Source organism: Microcoleus sp. Pol17C6 (genome assembly GCF_036701145.1).
GTDB lineage: Bacteria > Cyanobacteriota > Cyanobacteriia > Cyanobacteriales > Microcoleaceae > Microcoleus.
In genome coordinates, this window is record NZ_JAUBQH010000003.1 from 155,884 (window position 1) to 173,857 (window position 17,974).

Genomic DNA, 17,974 nt, shown 5'->3' on the forward strand with positions numbered 1-17,974 from the left:
AGCTAGAAAGTTAGTTTAATTTTTTAAGGAGTAAATAATACTTGGTATGCGATACCGCGAGTTTTTTTTTAAGGTAAGGTGCGCCTAGCGCACCCTATATTATAACTACAACGGTGATTTTTGAACTTTAAATATTTTTTTGCCAAGCGAGTTGTTTAAGGTAAGGTTCTCGGCGCGCACCCTAGACTATAAATAGATAGGTGATTTTTTTTAACGTTTAAATATCCGTGTTAGCCACATTGCTGCTAATATTCCCAAGCCAATCCAAATGGCAATAATCACAACAGCGGCAGCCCGATTTATCGGTTTTCCTCGCTCTATTTCTGCGGCTGCTTTTTCCCGACACTCGGCTAAAACCGGTGGCGGAATCATCTTCAGTACCAGCCAAATTCCCAAAGGTACAATTATCAAATCGTCCAAGTAGCCGAGAACCGGTATGAAGTCAGGAATTAAGTCGATCGGGCTAAAAGCATAGGCAACCGTAAGGCCTGCTAAAATTCTGGCGTACCAAGGTACTCTCTGGTCTGTACTTGCTAAATAAACAGCGTAAGTCTCTTTTTTGAGTCGGCGGGCAACTTGTTTTAAGGATTGCATCTTTTAAGAATTTTATCATTTTTAAAGTTTATTTAAAATGAAACAATATCTGCGTCGGATTGTCATAAACTGGGTGGGTTTCTATATTTATCGTTGCCAAACCTCTTATTTTACCCAGAACACCAATTTTTTAGTGGAGCGTCCTGCGGACATCATAATAACTCATAATTTCTTCAGAATTACTGACTATTTTTTTAGTTGCTAAAAATGTAACAACCCGGATATTTAGCAGTTTCAGTGGGAAGGTAAAGTATAGCATCTGTTGTATGTGAGGAGAGTCAAATTTATGAATTCAACGATCGCGCGATCGCATTAATTTCCGTAGTCTGCTAACAGCGTTGTGTTTAACCTTAACTCTCGTGAGTTTTGTGAGATTAGATCCGGCGGCGGCTCAAGAACAGCGGATCAGAACGTTGACTGTTACTGGGCGGGGTGTGGAAGCGATTCCTACAACTCAAACACAAGTGCGGCTGGGGGTTGAGGTATAGGGGAAAACGGCGGCCCAGGTGCAGCAGGAAGCGGCGAGGCGATCGTCGGCTGTGGTAGAGTTGCTGCGATCGCGCCAAGTCGAAAAACTCGAAACTGCCGGCATCACCCTCAATCCAATTTATAACTTCGACAACAACCAGCAGCGCTTGACAGGCTATACGGCCACGAATACCGTCACTTTTCGGATTAATACTGCATCTGCCGGCACTTTGTTTGACGATGCGGTGAATGCCGAAGCCACACGCATCGACGGTGTGAGTTTTGTCGCTGCCGATAGTGCGATCGAAGAAGCTCGAAAACAAGCACTCCGCAAAGCAACTCAAGACGCTCAATCGCAAGCGGATGCAGTCTTGAGCGCCCTCAACCTCAAGCGGGGAGAGATTCTGGGTATTCAAGTCAAAGGTGCGATCGCGCTAATTCCCGATCGCAATCCCCACAAGTCGATCGCCATTACCGCTCACAAAGATGAAATTGGCATCCTAGAGAATCTAGCATTCATGCAGGCTCTACTCGATAACCACCTATCCTGGATAAAGTAGACCTGTTACCTGAATCAAGTTAACAGACGTTTGTCCTGCTGACGACACTCACAAACTTGATTTGCCACAACCCCTAGCCTTCACCCCAAGCTGACAAGAAGCCCATTATTCTCAAACGCAACATTTGTTCTTGAACACCTGGGTTTTAGCACCTACTTGTACGTCCGGTGAGGCTGGTCACCACCGCCACTAACTCCGCAGCATCTACGGGTTTGGTCAAATGCATCTGAAAACCTGCTAATAGTGCCTGCTGACGATCGTCATTCCGGGCATAAGCCGTCAGCGCGATCGCGGGTAGCCTACCGCCCCGCTGCGCTTCAAGTTGACGCAACTTGCGGATCAGGGAGTAGCCATCCTCATCCGGCATCCCAATATCGCTCACTAAAACATCGAGCTTGCGATCGGTTGCGGTTTCGATAATGGTCCAGGCCTCCTTGGCCGAAGCCACAGCCATGACATCAGCACCATACTTTTCGAGAATCGTGCTCAGCAACTCTAGCGCGTCAGCCTCGTCCTCTACCACTAAGATTTGTAAGCCTTCAAGGGTCGGCGAGGCCTCAACCCTCCCATTCGCCTCGACCAGCGAGTTTAATTGCTCTCGATCGCTGGGTGGTAGATGGATAATCATTACGGGCAGTTTGACTGTAAAGGTCGTCCCCTGTCCTACCCCTGGACTCACTACCGTTACAGTCCCGCCATGTAGTTCAACTAATTGACGCACAATGGCTAACCCTAAACCCAACCCCCCATAACTGCGAGTAGTGGTGCTGTCGTGCTGGCTGAAGCGATCGAAGACCAACGGTAGAAAGTCGGAGCTGATGCCTGCTCCAGTGTCGCTGACAGTAATTTCAACATGGGAATTAACTCGCTGCAAAAGAATCTGGACTCGCCCGTCTTTAGGAGTAAATTTGACGGCGTTAGAAAGTAGATTCCACACAACTTGCTGCAACCTATCGGCATCACCCAAGAGCGGACCAGCTTCAGAATCGAGTACGCTTTGCAGGCGAATTGACTTTGCCTCAGCCGCCAATTGTACAGACTCAATCGCCGATTCAATCACCGGCACGAGGTTGACAGGACGCACTCGGAGGCGCAGTTTACCTGTGATGATGCGAGAAACATCGAGGATGTCTTCGATGAGCTGGGCTTGAGACTTTGCGTTTCGCTCGATCGTCTCCAAAGCGCGCGCCACCTTATCCTCACTCAGGTTTTTTTGCCGTAACATAGTTGACCACCCTAAGATCGCGTTGAGAGGAGTTCTGAGTTCATGAGAAAGAATCGAGAGAAACTCATCCTTGGCACGGTTAGCTGCCTCTGCCTCTGCCCGAATTATTTGTTCACGCCTCAATAATTCGTCTTTGGTGCGATTAGACGCTTCGAGTTGGGAAGTGCGTTCCTGCACCCGTTGCTCTAGCTCCACATTAATCGCCTGGATACGGCGGCGACTCTCTTCTAGTTCCTGGTTTGTAAAGGCAAGTTGAGCTGGACTCGGCGTATCGAGTGCCACTGGAATTAAGGGAATCAGTAAAAAGGTGAAGGTATACAAAGACCAAGCACCAGTGACAGCTTTGATCAGTCCTGAAACCCAATAAATGGGGTGCCAAAGTGTCACTATTTCCATCAGGTGCGTCGTGCCACATAAGGCAAAGATAAAAAAGAAACCCACCAGCAGTATCACCGTGTGGGCAGGCAGATCCTTACGCTCATTCGTAAAATAAACAATGGCAACCGCCACCGAGAAATAAGCGAGGGTAGTCAAGGCATCTGACATTAAGTGCAGCCAGACTAACCCCGGTTTCCAGAGGTAACAATGCCCGTGAGGAATGAAATTATTAGAAAAGAAGCTGCTCAAGAGGTCAGGCATATTAGTTTACGGCACTGTCAAGTTAATTTAGGGGGTGTCATCAATTCAAACAGATGACTGCAGCAGCCAGAAGAATCCCACGCCGGAAAGTTCACCGCCCTACGGTAATAGCGTGTCGTGATTGCCTGATACTGCTTGAGCTTGGGGAAAAAGTTCTCAATCAAATGACGGGCTTTGTACAATTCAGCATCGTAAGTTTCCAGGGTCTTGCAATTGCGGCGAGGTGAAATCACGGTGGTCTTGCCCTCGGCATTGAGGGGGTCAATCACACGCTGATCTGGATCATAGCCCTTGTTAGCCAGCAGTGTATCCGCCACCAATAACGGCTACGGTTGGTCGCCTCCTGCTCGCGTCACGAGTTTGTCCGGGGTGAGGTGAAACCCCAACGGATTGCCCAACGCACCCACGGGCTCCCATAAATCTTGTTACTCAATCCCCCTTTGCTGCGTCCAATTGCTTCATTCCTAGGCTCCTCAAAAAGCTCAGCAGGAAGATGTTTCTTTCAAGTGGGAAAATGCCTGAATTAAAACTAAGTGTACCGCCGGGGAAATAGAGAGTAAATCTGCTTTAATATATGTCAAAATTCGCTCCTAAAAACGAAAATCAAAAATGTTAGAGTTTGATCGCCTGTTCCAAACAATCGAAGAATTAGTAATGCTGCACTCACCCAGCGGTGCGGAGTCGGAAATTAACCAGCGGTTGATGGAAAAATTCGCCGCCCTGGGAGTGAATGCTTGGCTCGATCGCGCGGACAATGCGATCGCCCTAATTAAGGGCCGCAATCCCGAAAAGTCGATCGCCATTACCGCCCACAAAGACGAAATTGGCGCCCTAGTTAAAACAATAGGCGAGAGGGGCCGCGTGGAAGTCCGCAGACTGGGGGGCGCATTTCCTTGGGTTTACGGCGAAGGCGTGGTGGATTTGCTCGGAGACAAGCAAACAATTAGCGGCATTCTCAGCTTCGGTTCGCGCCATGTTTCTCACGAATCTCCTCAGAAAGCTCAGCAGGAAGATGTTTCTTTAAAGTGGGAAAATGCCTGGATCGAAACTAAGTGTACCGCCGAGGAATTAGGCGAGGCCGGAATTCGACCGGGCACGCGGATGGTGGTGGGAAAGCACCGCAAGCGCCCGCTGCGGTTGAAGGATTGGATCGCCAGCTACACTCTGGACAACAAGGCTTCAGTGGCGATTTTGCTGGCTCTGGCGGAATGTTTGAAAGAGCCTGCGGTGAATGTTTATTTGGTAGCGTCGGCGAAGGAGGAGGTTGGAGCGATCGGAGCTTTGTATTTCACGCAGCGCCAGCCGTTGGATGCGCTGATCGCTTTGGAAATTTGCCCTCTAGCACCGGAATACCCGATTCGTGACGGCGAAAACCCGGTTTTGCTGGTTCAGGACGGCTACGGAGTCTATGATGAAGGATTGAACGCCCAATTGCGCGCAGCAGCCGCAGCAGCCGATGTAGAGGTGCAGTTGGCGGTAATTAGCGGTTTTGGGAGCGATGCTTCGATCGCCATGAAGTTCGGCCACGTAGCCCGCGCCGCTTGTTTGGCTTTCCCCACCCAGAACACCCACGGCTTTGAAATTGCTCATCTCGGGGCGATCGGCAATTGCGCCGCCATCCTCAAAGCCTACTGTGACGAGCTTTGGGACGACTAGAAAAAAAAGTTTCGCAAAGTAGTTGACAGATTGGGAAAGATTAGTTAAGGTAATAAAGGTGCGGAACACAAGCAAACGCAACGACGCGCCCCCATCGTCTAGAGGCCTAGGACACATCCCTTTCACGGATGCGACGGGGATTCGAATTCCCCTGGGGGTATTGAAAATTTAAGTCTGATATCAAAGTGATATCTAGTATATGGGGTGGGCATTTTGTCCGCCCTTATTGCTATTAGGACTTACGCACGGGTAGCCAGAAACCGGGTTTTTGCTCAGAAAAGGCGTGACAGCCCGCAGCAACAGCAAAAACCGGCCCGGCTTTATTTAGTTTGGTTCCTGGTGCATCGTTGAGCGATTTATCCCGGATTATTGAGCGGATACATAGGCTCAATATAGTTGAACACTTAGACAGGAAATAGCAGCAAAGGGGAGTGCGATGTACATACCTGTTACTTTCGACGACGGCAGCATCCAAAGGAACGAAGCAATAGAAATAAAAGTCAGAAACTTTAAAGACTTAAACTTACAGGAAAGACATATTGAAGAGTTCTTACGCAAAAACATTAATTTGCTCTTTGGGGATGAGGAGACTCTTCTAGTTGTTGGTCAACAAGTTCGTAATGCGAGTAACGGGATTAGCGACTTAACTGCCATTGACGCAGATGGCAATGTTGTTCTAATCGAGATTAAACGCGACGTACAAGACATCAAGGCGAGAAAAGAACCTTTTGAATTTCAAGCTATCAGGTATGCCGCGAGTTATGCCAAAATTTCGACACCTGAATCCCTTGTAGAGTTAGTCTATAGTTCGTATATCGAGATACACAAAGATGAGTATGAATTAGGTGATTTGACTCCTGGTGAAAAAGCGAGACGAGAGTTGAATAAATTCTTGTCAAGCAATGACGCACTCAAAACCTTTAACAAAAAACAACGAATAATACTTATAGCCTCATCCTTTGATGAGCAAACCCTTTCTGCTGTTGCTTGGTTGATTTCAAATGGGGTAGACGCCATCTGTCTTAATATCACTCCTGTTTTTATAGGAGAGCAAGGTTTTTTGAGTATTGAGAAAATTTTGCCTCCGGCACAACTGGATGATTTTTACGTGGGTTTAGCCGGAGAATGTTCTACAATGAAGGGAGAAATTATATCCACTGATTCTGGCTTTAATAGAACTTGGCTACCTCGAATGGATCAGTTGTTTGAGTGGGAATTAATCAAAGCTGGGGATAGCATTGAAATTAAAGAGTTTGAAAGCTCTGAAGCTATAATAATTGATGATACATTGGTCAGATTTAATGGGGAAGAAATCTCCTATAATAATTGGGGAAAGAAAGTTACTGGTTGGTCTTCTATAAATATTTATGAATGGGCAGTGCTTAGTTCGACTAATAGAACCTTACATGAACTAAGGAAGGAAAAAATGGCAGAGTTGGAAGCCAAAGGCAGTCCATGGGAAGAATGAGACCAGCGGTTCTAGAGCTATTTGCTTTCTTAAAGCAGCTCAAGGCTTTTTTCGGATATTGCAGTTGATCGACCGGACACGATCTCAGACTATTAATTTGATTAACAGCATAAGGTGCGCCGCAGCGCACCCTACATAATTAGATCGCAGCTATCAATTCTGCAACTTCAGCAACGGTTCAATCTGCTCCCTTTGAAACTGCAATTCATCCGCCAAAGGCTGGTAAATTTCCCGATCGCCCGATTCATTGCAATAATCCCACAAACCATTGTAACAGTGCCTGTCGTCGTCCCAACCCGGATGGTTAACAATCGGATACAAGCAGATTCCCTCTATCGGAACTCCTGCTTTCATCGCCGCCACTACCTCAGTACACACATAATTAAACCAGACAGGTCTAAAATCGTCTTCAGTACCCGTTTCGGCTATGAATAAGGGGCGACGGTAACGCTCAAACACTTCTTGCAGCAGTTCGCGAAACGGCCGATACAGCGGATCGGTGTATTTCATTGGGTCTTCATTATGAATCCACTGATTGCGATCGTAATAATTCACCCCAATAATATCGAGATATTTTTCCTTACCGCCGAGTTCCGGGCGAAAACGTCCAGCCAACATATCCCAAGCTTGATATTGAGATAAGCGATAACCTTCCGCTGCGTCCCGATCCTCCGGTTTGTCAGGGTCAGCAATAATGTTAATTGTGGGATCGATTTGAACGATGCGAGTGCGGGGATTGACTTCCCAAACTGATTCTATCGCCGCGATCGCAGCTTTGACTAACTGGATTTTGAGCTCGTCTCCCCGCCCTTTTGCAAACGGATTGATGTAGGCAACATCGCCGCCGGCCCAAGCAATAAATGAAATTTCATTAACAGGTGTCACGAAAGGTGTTTGGTCTGTTTCCTCAGTTAGCACTTCCATAAAAGCGCGCACCATGTTTGCAAACCTGGACACAAATTCGGGACTGAAAATATCAATATCGTCTGGCCAGCCGTAGTGAAACAAATCCCAAATTACCTGCATTTTCATGTCGCGGGCGGCGCGGATGATTGGCAGGGAACTGGAAAAATCGTATTTTCCGGGTGTCTGTTCGATTAAGTGCCAGCGGAGGCCTTCGCGGACTGTGTAAATGCCTTGCTCCTGCAAGCGTTGGTAGTCGGCTGCTGCAAATTTATCGTGACCGGTGGCGGCTGTGACATCGAGGCGTTTTCCAGATTGCACTCTGTGGGTGGAACATTCAAATCCGCCCATGAAAAAACTTTGAAACATCAATCGAATGGGTAATGGGTCATTAAGGTTTGTAGTCAGGACTTGAGTCCTTAAATCTCACTCAGAAAGGATTAAAGCCCTTACTACAAAGGGTGTTTTTGTAAGAACTATATCGATCGGCAAAAAGTCAAAATGAAATAAGAAAAAAATCTCAGATTTTTACTTTTTCCTTGACAAATCACCAATTAGCACTGAGTAATAGCTTGCGGCTGTGAACTTTCTTCGGGAATATCCCAGCCGAGAGTTGCCGCCGCGATCACCTCTACGGGAAACTTGGGAGTGCGATCGGCATACAGCAAACCGTTAGCTTCTTGGAAAGTATCGGTTAACTGCGTGTAACAAAATCCGCTGAACATTTCCACTCGGTTTACCACCTTCAACAGCGCGGTGTAGCGCCTTTGCAGTTCCTGCGTGTCGGATGCGCGCACGTAGCCCCAAACTCTGAAAAAATCGGGGTTTTCGCGACCGGCGCAGGCAATGCCGCCGAATTCTGTCAGCATCATCGGCTGTCCTTGGTGCGGGTGGCCGTCGAGGGTGAGGACTCGCCCGCCGGGACGCCCGCGATCGAACAAATCGGCTAGCTGGACTTCGGGCCCGTAGCGCTTGGCTAGGGTTTGCGGGTTGTTGTCGTAGTCGTGAATCGCCAGGATGTCGGTATCGATGCTTTCCCAGCCGTCGTTACCGATGACGGGGCGAGTCGGATCGAGGGTTTTTGTCAAGAAATACAGCGCTTGCACGTAGTTGCGGTGGGCTGCTGCTTCGACTAAATTCGGAACTCCCCAAGATTCGTTGAACGGCACCCAGACTACAATACAGGGGTGGCTGCCGTCGCGCTCGATGACTTCCGTCCACTCCCGCGTCAGCCGTTGTACGGCTTTGGGAGTGAAGCGGTAGGCGCTGGGCATTTCTTCCCAAACTAAGAGTCCCAGCACGTCAGCCCAGTACAAAAATCGCGGGTCTTCGATTTTTTGGTGCTTGCGGACGCCGTTGAAACCCATTGCTTTGACTAATTCGACATCGTGTCGCAAAGCTTCGTCGGAAGGGGCAGTCATCATGGTGTCTGGCCAGTAACCTTGGTCGAGCACCAGTCGCAAATAGTAGGGGCGGCCGTTTAGCATGAAGCGATCGCGCTGGATGCTGACCGTCCGCATCGCGGTATAAGATTTAACCTCGTCGAGTAGTTTGCCGTCGGCCCACAACTGCACTTGAGCGTTGATTAAGGTCGGCTTTTCGGGACTCCACAGCAGTTCGTTGCGGTAGTCGTCGATACCAGGGTCGGAGAGGGCGATGCGGCGGTGGATTTCGCCGTTGATAACTTCGTAGGTGTCGTTGACTAGCAGCAAACAGCCGATCGACAGTTTAACTTTAATTTGGATTCCCGACTGGCGATCGCCCGCGACAAACGCTTCAAAACCAATTTCCCAGCGTTCAAACTGCGGAGTCCAGCGGATGCGCTCGATATAAGTGTGAGGCACCAATTCTACCCACACCGTCTGCCAAATACCGGTCGTGCGCGGATACCAAATACTGTGCGGCTCTATTTGCCAGTCTTGCTTGCCGCGCGGTTGTTCCAAATCTTGCGGGTCGTCGTGGGCCCAGACTGTCACCCGCTGGGGTCCGTTGAGGTTCACAACTGCTGTAATGTCTGCGGTGAAAGGAGTGTGTCCGCCTTCGTGTTCGATGATAAACTGACCGTTCACCCAGACGCGGGCGCGGTAGTCTACGGCCCCAAAGTGGAGGAGAACTCTGCCTTCTGTGTGGGGTATGTCAAATTCGCGTTCATACCAGCAGTTGGCGTGAAAATTCGTGTCGCCGATCCCGCTTTTTGCCGATTCTGGAGCAAACGGCACTTCTATAGTGTGACTCCACTCAGAAATATCGATCGGCTGCACGCAGTGGCCCGCGTCATCATAAGCAAACCGCCACTGACCATTGAGACAAATCCAGTTGCTCCGGCGCAGTTGGGGGCGCGGATAACCTGTTTTCCGTCCTTGAACTGTCACCTTACTATCAAGAGTTGCAGACTCTTCTATCTCGCAATTTTCTAGCTCTCTACCTAACCAACTCATCGGCACATCTACCCAAAGTTATATTTATAGGTTAGCGACAATTACCCTCACTTTGACAAGTTTTTTGCTAATTAATTTGCAAAAGTTCTGCCCATTAAAACAGCCTCATCTGAAGGCTCTCTTGTGCTGAAGTCATTAGTCAGGAGAAGGAACAATAAACCAGGAAGAAAAAACCAGGAAGATTTTTCCTATCCCCCCTCTCCTCCTCTCCCTCTAGCTAGCAACACTTTGCAAACCTCCTAACGGTTCAGTTTGCTCACTTGTGAGATAAAATTCTTCCGCAAAGGGCAAACAATGAAATATTTGCTGTAGTCCCGTGAGTTCAAATAGAATTCTAACTTGTTCGCTCATGGCAGAGATCAAAAGTATACATTCGCTGTCTCTAACTAATTTCACGATCGCCACTACAGCCATTAACTCGGAATTTTTCAGAAAATTTATTTTTGAGAAATCGAGCATAATAATTTTGCCACCGCTGGCCATTAGGCGCTGTATTTCTTTCTGAAACTGAGCAAATTGAGAAATTTCCAAAACCTCATGAGACAAAACAATTTTCACTAGAACGTTCATTTTTACCTCAATGGTTGTTTGAATTATTAAATAACTTTTGATGAAAACCGAGTAAGGTGCTCTCTCGGCACCTTACCTTTTTACCCGTACGTAACTCGCAGCTTCCAGCTACTTGGTAGTAGATTTGCCGTTGCCGTTGCCGTTGCCGTGGTTGACAGCAGCGACTTCTAGAGAAGCTGCGCTTGGGCGAGGGGCGACTCCATTGGATGAGCTGACATTAGAGGCAGAACCGTTAACATTTTCTACCAATTCAATCACCGGCTTGGTAGTAATTTGTGTGTAAGTTGTCAGAGCTTGAGCGACCACTTGATCCATGTTGTAATACCTGTAAGTCGCCAGCCTTCCCACGAAAGAAACTCCCGGAGTTGCATCAGCCAAAGCCTTATATTTCTTGTAAATTTCGGCATTTTCCGGGCGTGGAACCGGGTAGTAAGGGTCTCCCTCAGCTTGGGGATATTCGTAGACAATGCTAGTTTTTAGATGCTCTTGTCCCGTGAGGTATTTAAACTCCGTGCAGCGAGTATATAAATGCTCGTTCGGGTAATTTACCACCGGTGCTTCTTGGTGTACGGGTACGTTCAGCGTTTCGTGCTTAAATTCCAAGGAACGGTAAGGCAGTTTGCCGTAGCAATAATTGAAATAGGAATCGACTGGCCCGGTGTAAATCATTTCTCCGTAAGGGATAAAACCCTCAATCTCCCGGTAGTCGGTATTCAGCATCACCTTTATGTTTGGGTGAGAAAGCATCTTTTCAAACATCCGAGTGTAGCCGTGCAGGGGCATTGCTTGATAGGTATCGGTAAAATAGCGATCGTCCCGGTTAATGCGAGTGGGAACGCGGGCAATCACTGATTTGTCGAGTTCCGACGGATCCATTCCCCACTGTTTGCGGGTGTAGTTGCGGAAGAATTTCTCGTAAAGTTCGCGACCGACTTTGCTGACAACGACATCTTCGGAAGTGCGAATGTAATCCTTTGGTTCTGCTACTTTCGCGAAGAAATCTTCTACTTCAAATGACGTGAGATTCAGTCCGTAAAGTTTGTTTACGGTGTTGAGATTGATTGGAATTGGCAACAGTTGACCGTCAACGCTGGCGAGGACCCGGTGTTCGTAAGGCCGCCACTCGGTGAACCGCGAAAGATACTCGAAAACTTGGCGCGAATTGGTGTGAAAAATGTGGGGGCCGTATTTGTGTACCAGGATGCCGTGGTTGTCGTAGTGATCGTATGCGTTGCCGCCGATGTGGTTGCGGGTATCAATTATCAGGACTGTTTTTCCGGCCTCATTTGCTAGTCTTTCGGCAATGACGCTACCTGCAAATCCGGCTCCGACGATTAAATAGTCAAACATTGAAACACCTCTGAGTGTGGGTAAGGGTAAGGAATAATTGGTAATTGGACATACAGCGAGGAGTGTTGAGTGTTAGTTTTTGAATCCGTAAAGTGTAACTCTTTAACTTCAACCTCAACATTCCTAACTTAAAACTTTCATCCGGCCTTCTGCTTTCTGCCGTTTCTCGTCGATCGCACTTTCGATCAACCCCAGCATTTCACCCCAGGTATTGTCCCAAGAATTGTCTGCTAAAAAGGCGTCTACTTCGCTCAGCCACTTGGTGCGAACGTCCGAACTTTCGCTGAAGATTTCTTCACCACAAGCAACGAATTCTTCCGAATTGCTAGCAATCCGAACCAAGCCGTTTTCTCCGTAGGGTCGCACCACGTCGCGGATAGGAGTAGAAATGACAGGTTTGCCAGCAGCGAGGTATTCTGGAGTTTTCGTAGGACTAATAAACTTAGTCGATTCGTTAATCGCAAAAGGCAGCATTGCGATATCCCATCCGCCAAGATACCCTGGCAGTTCTTGATAAGATTTGCCACCAAGATAGTGGATATTTGGGTGAGTTGGCAGAGTTGCCGGATCGATTTTCACCACCGGGCCAATGATGACTAAATGCCAGTCCGGCCTTGCTTGGGCCATGCCCGCTAGCAGTTCGAGATCCATGCGTTCGTCTATGACGCCATAAAATCCCAAACGCGGGTGAGGAATGTCTTTTTGATCCGCCGGTTCTTCTGAATGATTCCTGGCTGTCGCAAAGTGTTCTTTTTCGATGCTGCTGGGGAAGGGGTGAATGTTTGGGTGCTGGTGCTGTTTGGCTTCGTAAAGGTTGTGTCCCCCGGTAAATACTACGCTAGCGCGCTTTAATAATTGGTTTTCATTGGCTTTTAAATCCGGGTGCGCGCCTTGGAATGCTGACAGTTCATCCATGCAGTCGTAGACTACAGCTAGCGGCTGTAAGTGGCTTGTGAAACTGACAGCCATTGGTGTGTAATACCAGAGGATGTACTGGCTAATTTCCGCCGCTCGAAACAAATCATCTAGCATGGCTTGCTGAGCAGTTTGTGCTGTTGCTTCGCTGGTTCCTTCGCTCAGGTGCGGTACTATTACCCAGACTCCGCTTTCGTGGATGCTCACATCAAGCCACCAATCTGTAGCCGCGGTAAACACAGGTTCTTCTACAAAGAATACGCGACGAGTTTTGGCACAGCGACTCAAGAGATGTTGCGGACGTTGATAGACAAAATTCCACCGCAAATGGGACAGGCAAACTAAATCTGGTGCATCTAAAGCCTCAGTTTTTGATAAGTTGGCGCGCAATGCGGGCGACGCAGCGAATTGAGATGGCGATTTGGCTGGATCTATAGAGGTAAATCGGATCTCCCATGCTCGCTCTTTATTGCTATAATTATTGTTTACTGAGTTTTCTGGGGGCGACATATTAGCCTCTGGAATTTGTCAATGAAAATTTGTCCGTTAAAAGTTGTCAATAGGATATATTTCTCAGCAGTGTCTTACTGAAAGTCGCAAGCATAAATCTGAGAACTTTTATTGACGAGCAAGCGCCGCATTCAGTGAGCCAAACAAAGAAACTGTTTAGCTGCGGAAAAAACAGGCTTATCTGCTTTTTTCAGAATTGAAACTTGGAGATAAGTTAATATTGTTAGACTTGCTATTGTTGTTAAATGTAACCCAGTTTTTCTGCCATAACTTCTATCTGAAGGATGACTTTTATCTCAGGAGACACCTAGCTTGTATGCGAGGTTCCAAAGCCGTTAAAATGCCGATCGACCTTGTAAAATGACTTTTAACTGGCAGGTACGGGGTGAAAAAAGAGCAAGTTTTATTGCTTTATTTGAAGATGAGAGAAAATTTGCCATCAAGTTTATGTTGCTTTTTGATTTGACAAACCTTGCTTTTTTTTAACTCATCCGATCGCTAATTGGGTAAATTTGTATCCTACTATACCAAGTTGCGTCCGAGATTTCTGACTTCCGATAGATTAACAATTGACAGTTTATGCAGTCAGGTTAAACTCACCGAACAGCACCTGTCTCAACAATATCACAGAAACCAGGCAACCGCAACGATAAACCTAAGATTTTGCGCGAGTCTGTGGGAAGAAACCAAGATGATGACATTGGCGCTGTGGGCGTCAGTTTAACCTTGCGCCCACAGCACAAATGTCAATCATCCCTCTAAGGGCGGGTTCGCCGCTATCTGCAATCAAAGGCACAATAGCCACCTAAATCCGCAACTAGAAAATAGCAGCAACTTTACAGTCGGCGTCTGTCAATCTTGGCGATTCCACCTCCAAAGGCAAAATCTTGCACTGTCGAACTCTTTAAGAAATCGTGAGGGAAACCCAATTCAATTGCACTTACTTTGTCTAACTGTTGCATTTGTTCCGGGGTTAATTCAAACTCCAAACAAGCTAAATTTTCCTGAAGTTGCGAGAGTTTGCGCGAACCCACAATCGGAATAACTTCGACTGGCTGTTGTCGCAGCCAATTTAGGGCTACTTGAGAAGCAGGTTTGCCAATTTCGACCGCTATTTTGCTAACTTCGTCAGCAATTTTGAGGTCTCGTTCGTTAATTTTTCCAGATTCAGGTGAATTCAGCCGTTTAGCTTCGCTGGCTGTTTCTGAAGTGTTGTATTTTCCTGTCAGCAAACCGGCTGCTAGGGGACTCCAAGCTGTGACGCCAATATCAAACGCTTTTGCCATAGGGATCAAGTCCCGTTCTGGAGTTCGCTCTTTTAAAGAATACTCGATTTGCAAGCCGATAAATGGTGTCCAACCGCGCAGATTAGCGATCGTATTTGCTTGAGAAATAATCCAAGCTGGCGTATCGGAAATGCCGATATAAAGAACTTTACCGGCGCGCACCAAATCATCAAAAGCGCGCATCACTTCTTCGACGGGTGTGGTAAAATCCCAAGCGTGCAGCCACAACAAATCTATGTATTCAACTTGCAATCGCTTCAAACTTGCTTCTACTGCTTGCACCATATTTTTGCGGTGGTTGCCGAAACCATTGATTTCGCCATTTTTCATGTTGAGGCTATACTTAGTGGCAACTACCCATTTTTCGCGATCGGCTGCGATGAACTCACCGACATATTTTTCGCTAGTACCGTTGGTGTAGAGATTCGCGGTATCAATGAAATTGCCGCCGGCTTCTGCAAAGGCGTCGAACATTTTCCGGCTTTCGTCGTAGGAACTCCCCCAACCCCACTCTTCCCCAAAAGTCATGGTTCCGAGGCAGATTTCGGAAACGCGAAGTCCGCTGTGACCTAATAGTTTGTATCTCATGTCACCCTTCCCCTAGTTAATGGTTGTTAACAGTTTAGATCGGGATTTCCCAAACTGTTGCCATAAGTCGGGGTAACGGGCTTTTGTAATGTGTTAGCGCTGGGCTGAGGGTTGAATGTTTTGCCAAGTTAATCAAAATGTCGTAGCAGGGGCGATGCAGTCTCCCCCCTGCGTTTAGTTTAAAAAGCGCGCAGGGGCGATCGTCTTACTAATGTATTTAGGATCACATCAACAATTTAAAATACAGTAAAAGGGCAAAACACATATCTACCTTTAGATAGGTATTGTATGAAATGATTTAAATCAAAAAATGCTATCTGAAATAATCAGACAACCAGACAGAACTAGAGAAAAAATTAATGTAGCTAAATTAACTTTTTAGCGTTATAGTGATTTATAGATTACAAAAACTAGGTGACTCACTTGGCTGATATCGTTGATACCGCCGTTTCGGCTGGATCTTTTACAACCCTAGTTGCTGCTGTCAAAGCTGCTGGTTTAGTAGATACTCTCAAAGGCGCTGGCCCCTTCACAGTTTTTGCGCCTACTGACGAAGCTTTTGCTAAGCTTCCCGCAGGTACTGTAGAAGCACTGCTTAAGGACATTCCTAAGCTCACAAAAATCTTGACTTATCACGTCGTTTCTGGCAAAGTTATGGCCGCTGATGTGGTCAAGCTGAAATCTGCCAAGACAGTGGAAGGTTCAGAAGTTAAAATTGATGCTTCCAATGGCGTCAAAATCAATGATTCTACCGTTACTGCAGCCGATGTTGCTGCTGATAATGGCGTCATCCACATTATTGATTCAGTCTTGCTTCCTGCGTAAGCATAGACTTAGATAGCGCAATACTATCTTGAGGGCGGTGGCTGTTGTTAGCCACCGCCCTGTTTTAATTGATAGTTGAGATTTAAATATTTTACCCAGCTCGATAATTAAAACTATCGCTCTTTTGTCTGTCTAGGGGGAGGAAAAGTGGAACTCAGAATCATCTTCAATTACAGGAATGGCTCCCTCGACGCTATCATAATCAGGGACTAGGTTTCACTCAGCGATTTTCCTTGATTATAGTCTTCCCAGAGTGACTAAAGAGCGATATAGCGCTGCTTTGGTGCCTGAGCAAACGCCATAAGTCGGCAAAATTCAACGTGTAACAGACTAACAAAAATTGATGACCCGTCCATTATGATGAAGCTGAGTTGCACCCTCTTTTAAATCCAGAAAAACGCCTTTGAGTTGATTTGAAAAAGCGGAACGTTATAGTGGAACGCGAGCGAATTTATCAAGAGTTATAAGTTACCAGTAGAGTATATTAAATGTGGTTTTTTCGCTCCAATATAGTCATTAATTCCCGTCTTAACATAAAATTAATCACATTGAATTCCAATATTTTAAAAGCTATTTTTATAATTTTAATAAATTACTTTTACACATTCCTTAAGCCAACAATTCACTCACAGCTACGCTAAAACCTGTAAGTACACTTTGAGTGTTAACCACTTCATCCGCATTAAACAACCGCCAGCGTTGCCCTGCATTCACAAATATTAATCTAGCTTCAGGAAATAGCAACCAAACTTCTAAACATCCCGATTCCAAATATTCGTGAGCTTTCGCAAATAACTCTTCGCCGCTATCTTCGGGGGAAGCAACTTCCGCTATCAAAGGAAAACTTTGGGAAAATGCTGTAAAATTGCCTGATTCTGGCAACAATTCAGGAGTAATGTAAGCAACATCGGGACGGCGACCCTGCTTGCTAGTGCGGCAAAGAACTTCTGTAACAACTTCTCCTCCCTGTCCGCTGGAATTTTTGTAATTTCTCCAGGATGTAGATAATTTAGATTGAGCGAGACCGTGCTGGAATGTCATTCCTGTTTTCTCCACTAAGTTGCCATCAACCCATTCCATTCTATCAGGAGGCTTGACTAAAAACTCTTCGAGAGATATGACTTTTTCTGGCTGAGATTCGGGGTAAATTTCTGGTATATTTTCTAAGTTTGGATGTGATTCTGGCTCTGAGTTTGGGTCGGTATTTTTGGGTGTAATTATAGTAGCTGTCATGCTATAAACCTCTTGTTAACGATTATAATTGTACAAGCGATCGCTCTCGATCGCATCTTTATGATCTTATTGAAATTGGTAGATGTGGTCTTTTCAACTTAGCCCGACAATTTATATATCATAGCAATTCAGAAAGGTGACTTTCATGATTCTCTCAAACCGTTTTTCTGAAGCCCTCACCTATGCTGCCGAATTGCACGCTACCCAAGTTCGCAAAGGTTCCGGGGTTCCCTACATTGCCCATTTGTTGGGCACGGCTAGTATAGCTTTAGAATATGGGGCAAATGAAGATGAGGCGATCGCAGCTTTGCTTCACGATGCGATCGAAGATCAAGGCGGCGCCACCACCCGCGAAGCCATCTGCCACCGCTTTGGGAATACCGTCACAGCGATTGTAGACGGCTGTACCGACAGTGACGAGACGCCGAAACCCCCTTGGCGTCAGCGAAAGCAAGCTTATATCGATCGCATTTCTACAGCTTCTGGCTCGGTCAGATTAGTCTCGGCTGCTGATAAACTTTATAATGTTCGATCGATCCTGAAAGATTACCGTCAATTAGGAGATACTGTTTGGGAACGCTTCAAAGGTGGCAAAGATGGTTCTCTCTGGTATTATCGTTCTTTAGTAGAAGCATTCCGCCAAGCTGAGTTAACGCCTATAGTTGAAGAATTAGACCGCACAGTTTTAGAATTGGAACAGTTTTCTGAAGGCTGAAGACTGAAGGTAAAAATCACTAATTATCAAT

General features: G+C 46.6%; 14 protein-coding genes, 1 tRNA gene and 1 pseudogene. 6 read left to right on the plus strand and 10 right to left on the minus strand.

What is annotated here, in order from left to right:
* Positions 1-210: 210 nt before the first annotated feature.
* On the minus strand, positions 211-594 hold the full coding sequence (locus QUA25_RS02845) for a YkvA family protein (RefSeq protein ID WP_333035400.1): 384 nt from the start codon (positions 592-594) through the stop codon (positions 211-213).
* Positions 595-884: 290 nt separating this feature from the next.
* Here QUA25_RS02845 and QUA25_RS02850 point away from each other — a divergent pair.
* A pseudogene (locus QUA25_RS02850) lies at positions 885-1,505 on the plus strand (SIMPL domain-containing protein); the annotation flags it as partial.
* Positions 1,506-1,767: 262 nt separating this feature from the next.
* On the opposite strand, the gene QUA25_RS02855 reads toward QUA25_RS02850, so the two are convergent.
* Positions 1,768-3,486, minus strand: a complete 1,719-nt coding sequence (locus QUA25_RS02855) for an ATP-binding protein (protein WP_333035403.1) — start codon at positions 3,484-3,486, stop codon at positions 1,768-1,770.
* Positions 3,487-3,503: 17 nt separating this feature from the next.
* Entirely contained in the window at positions 3,504-3,803 is a 300-nt protein-coding gene (locus QUA25_RS02860; RefSeq protein WP_333035404.1) for a hypothetical protein, read from the minus strand.
* A 292-nt stretch (positions 3,804-4,095) separates the two neighbouring features.
* Here QUA25_RS02860 and QUA25_RS02870 point away from each other — a divergent pair, with 292 nt between their 5' ends.
* The 3 genes from QUA25_RS02870 to QUA25_RS02880 all read left to right on the plus strand — a co-directional run bounded on the left by QUA25_RS02870 (position 4,096) and on the right by QUA25_RS02880 (position 6,610).
* Complete coding sequence (locus QUA25_RS02870; RefSeq protein WP_333035406.1) at positions 4,096-5,142, plus strand: M42 family peptidase; 1,047 nt, start codon at positions 4,096-4,098, stop codon at positions 5,140-5,142.
* Between the two features lie 87 nt (positions 5,143-5,229).
* Positions 5,230-5,302: transfer RNA gene (locus QUA25_RS02875), tRNA-Glu, on the plus strand.
* Between the two features lie 276 nt (positions 5,303-5,578).
* Entirely contained in the window at positions 5,579-6,610 is a 1,032-nt protein-coding gene (locus QUA25_RS02880) for a hypothetical protein (RefSeq protein WP_333035407.1), read from the plus strand.
* Between the two features lie 153 nt (positions 6,611-6,763).
* On the opposite strand, the gene QUA25_RS02885 is transcribed toward QUA25_RS02880, so the two are convergent.
* The 6 genes from QUA25_RS02885 to QUA25_RS02910 form a co-directional block, all read right to left on the minus strand.
* Positions 6,764-7,882 (minus strand): beta-glucosidase, encoded by a 1,119-nt coding sequence (locus QUA25_RS02885; RefSeq protein WP_333035408.1) that lies wholly within the window; start codon positions 7,880-7,882, stop codon positions 6,764-6,766.
* Positions 7,883-8,067: 185 nt separating this feature from the next.
* Complete coding sequence (locus QUA25_RS02890; RefSeq protein ID WP_333035409.1) at positions 8,068-9,951, minus strand: glycoside hydrolase family 2 TIM barrel-domain containing protein; 1,884 nt, start codon at positions 9,949-9,951, stop codon at positions 8,068-8,070.
* A 213-nt stretch (positions 9,952-10,164) separates the two neighbouring features.
* Positions 10,165-10,521 carry an STAS domain-containing protein gene (locus QUA25_RS02895; RefSeq protein ID WP_333035411.1) on the minus strand — a complete coding sequence of 119 codons (357 nt, stop codon included), beginning with the start codon at positions 10,519-10,521 and terminating at the stop codon, positions 10,165-10,167.
* A 108-nt stretch (positions 10,522-10,629) separates the two neighbouring features.
* Complete coding sequence (gene glf / locus QUA25_RS02900; RefSeq protein ID WP_333035412.1) at positions 10,630-11,871, minus strand: UDP-galactopyranose mutase; 1,242 nt, start codon at positions 11,869-11,871, stop codon at positions 10,630-10,632.
* A 123-nt stretch (positions 11,872-11,994) separates the two neighbouring features.
* Positions 11,995-13,296 (minus strand): glycosyltransferase family 1 protein, encoded by a 1,302-nt coding sequence (locus QUA25_RS02905; protein WP_333035413.1) that lies wholly within the window; start codon positions 13,294-13,296, stop codon positions 11,995-11,997.
* Positions 13,297-14,132: 836 nt separating this feature from the next.
* The gene (locus QUA25_RS02910) at positions 14,133-15,170 is read right to left on the minus strand and encodes an aldo/keto reductase (RefSeq protein WP_333035414.1); all 1,038 of its coding nucleotides are present in this window, start codon (positions 15,168-15,170) and stop codon (positions 14,133-14,135) included.
* A gap of 423 nt (positions 15,171-15,593) precedes the next feature.
* Between QUA25_RS02910 and QUA25_RS02915 the strand changes: the two genes are divergently transcribed.
* Positions 15,594-15,995, plus strand: a complete 402-nt coding sequence (locus tag QUA25_RS02915) for a fasciclin domain-containing protein (protein ID WP_333035415.1) — start codon at positions 15,594-15,596, stop codon at positions 15,993-15,995.
* 609 nt (positions 15,996-16,604) lie between these two features.
* Here the strand turns inward: QUA25_RS02915 and QUA25_RS02920 are convergent.
* The gene (locus QUA25_RS02920; RefSeq protein ID WP_333035417.1) at positions 16,605-17,228 is read right to left on the minus strand and encodes a Uma2 family endonuclease; all 624 of its coding nucleotides are present in this window, start codon (positions 17,226-17,228) and stop codon (positions 16,605-16,607) included.
* A gap of 145 nt (positions 17,229-17,373) precedes the next feature.
* On the opposite strand from QUA25_RS02920, the gene QUA25_RS02925 reads away from it, so the two are divergent.
* On the plus strand, positions 17,374-17,943 hold the full coding sequence (locus tag QUA25_RS02925; protein ID WP_333035420.1) for an HD domain-containing protein: 570 nt from the start codon (positions 17,374-17,376) through the stop codon (positions 17,941-17,943).
* Positions 17,944-17,974 lie beyond the last annotated feature (31 nt).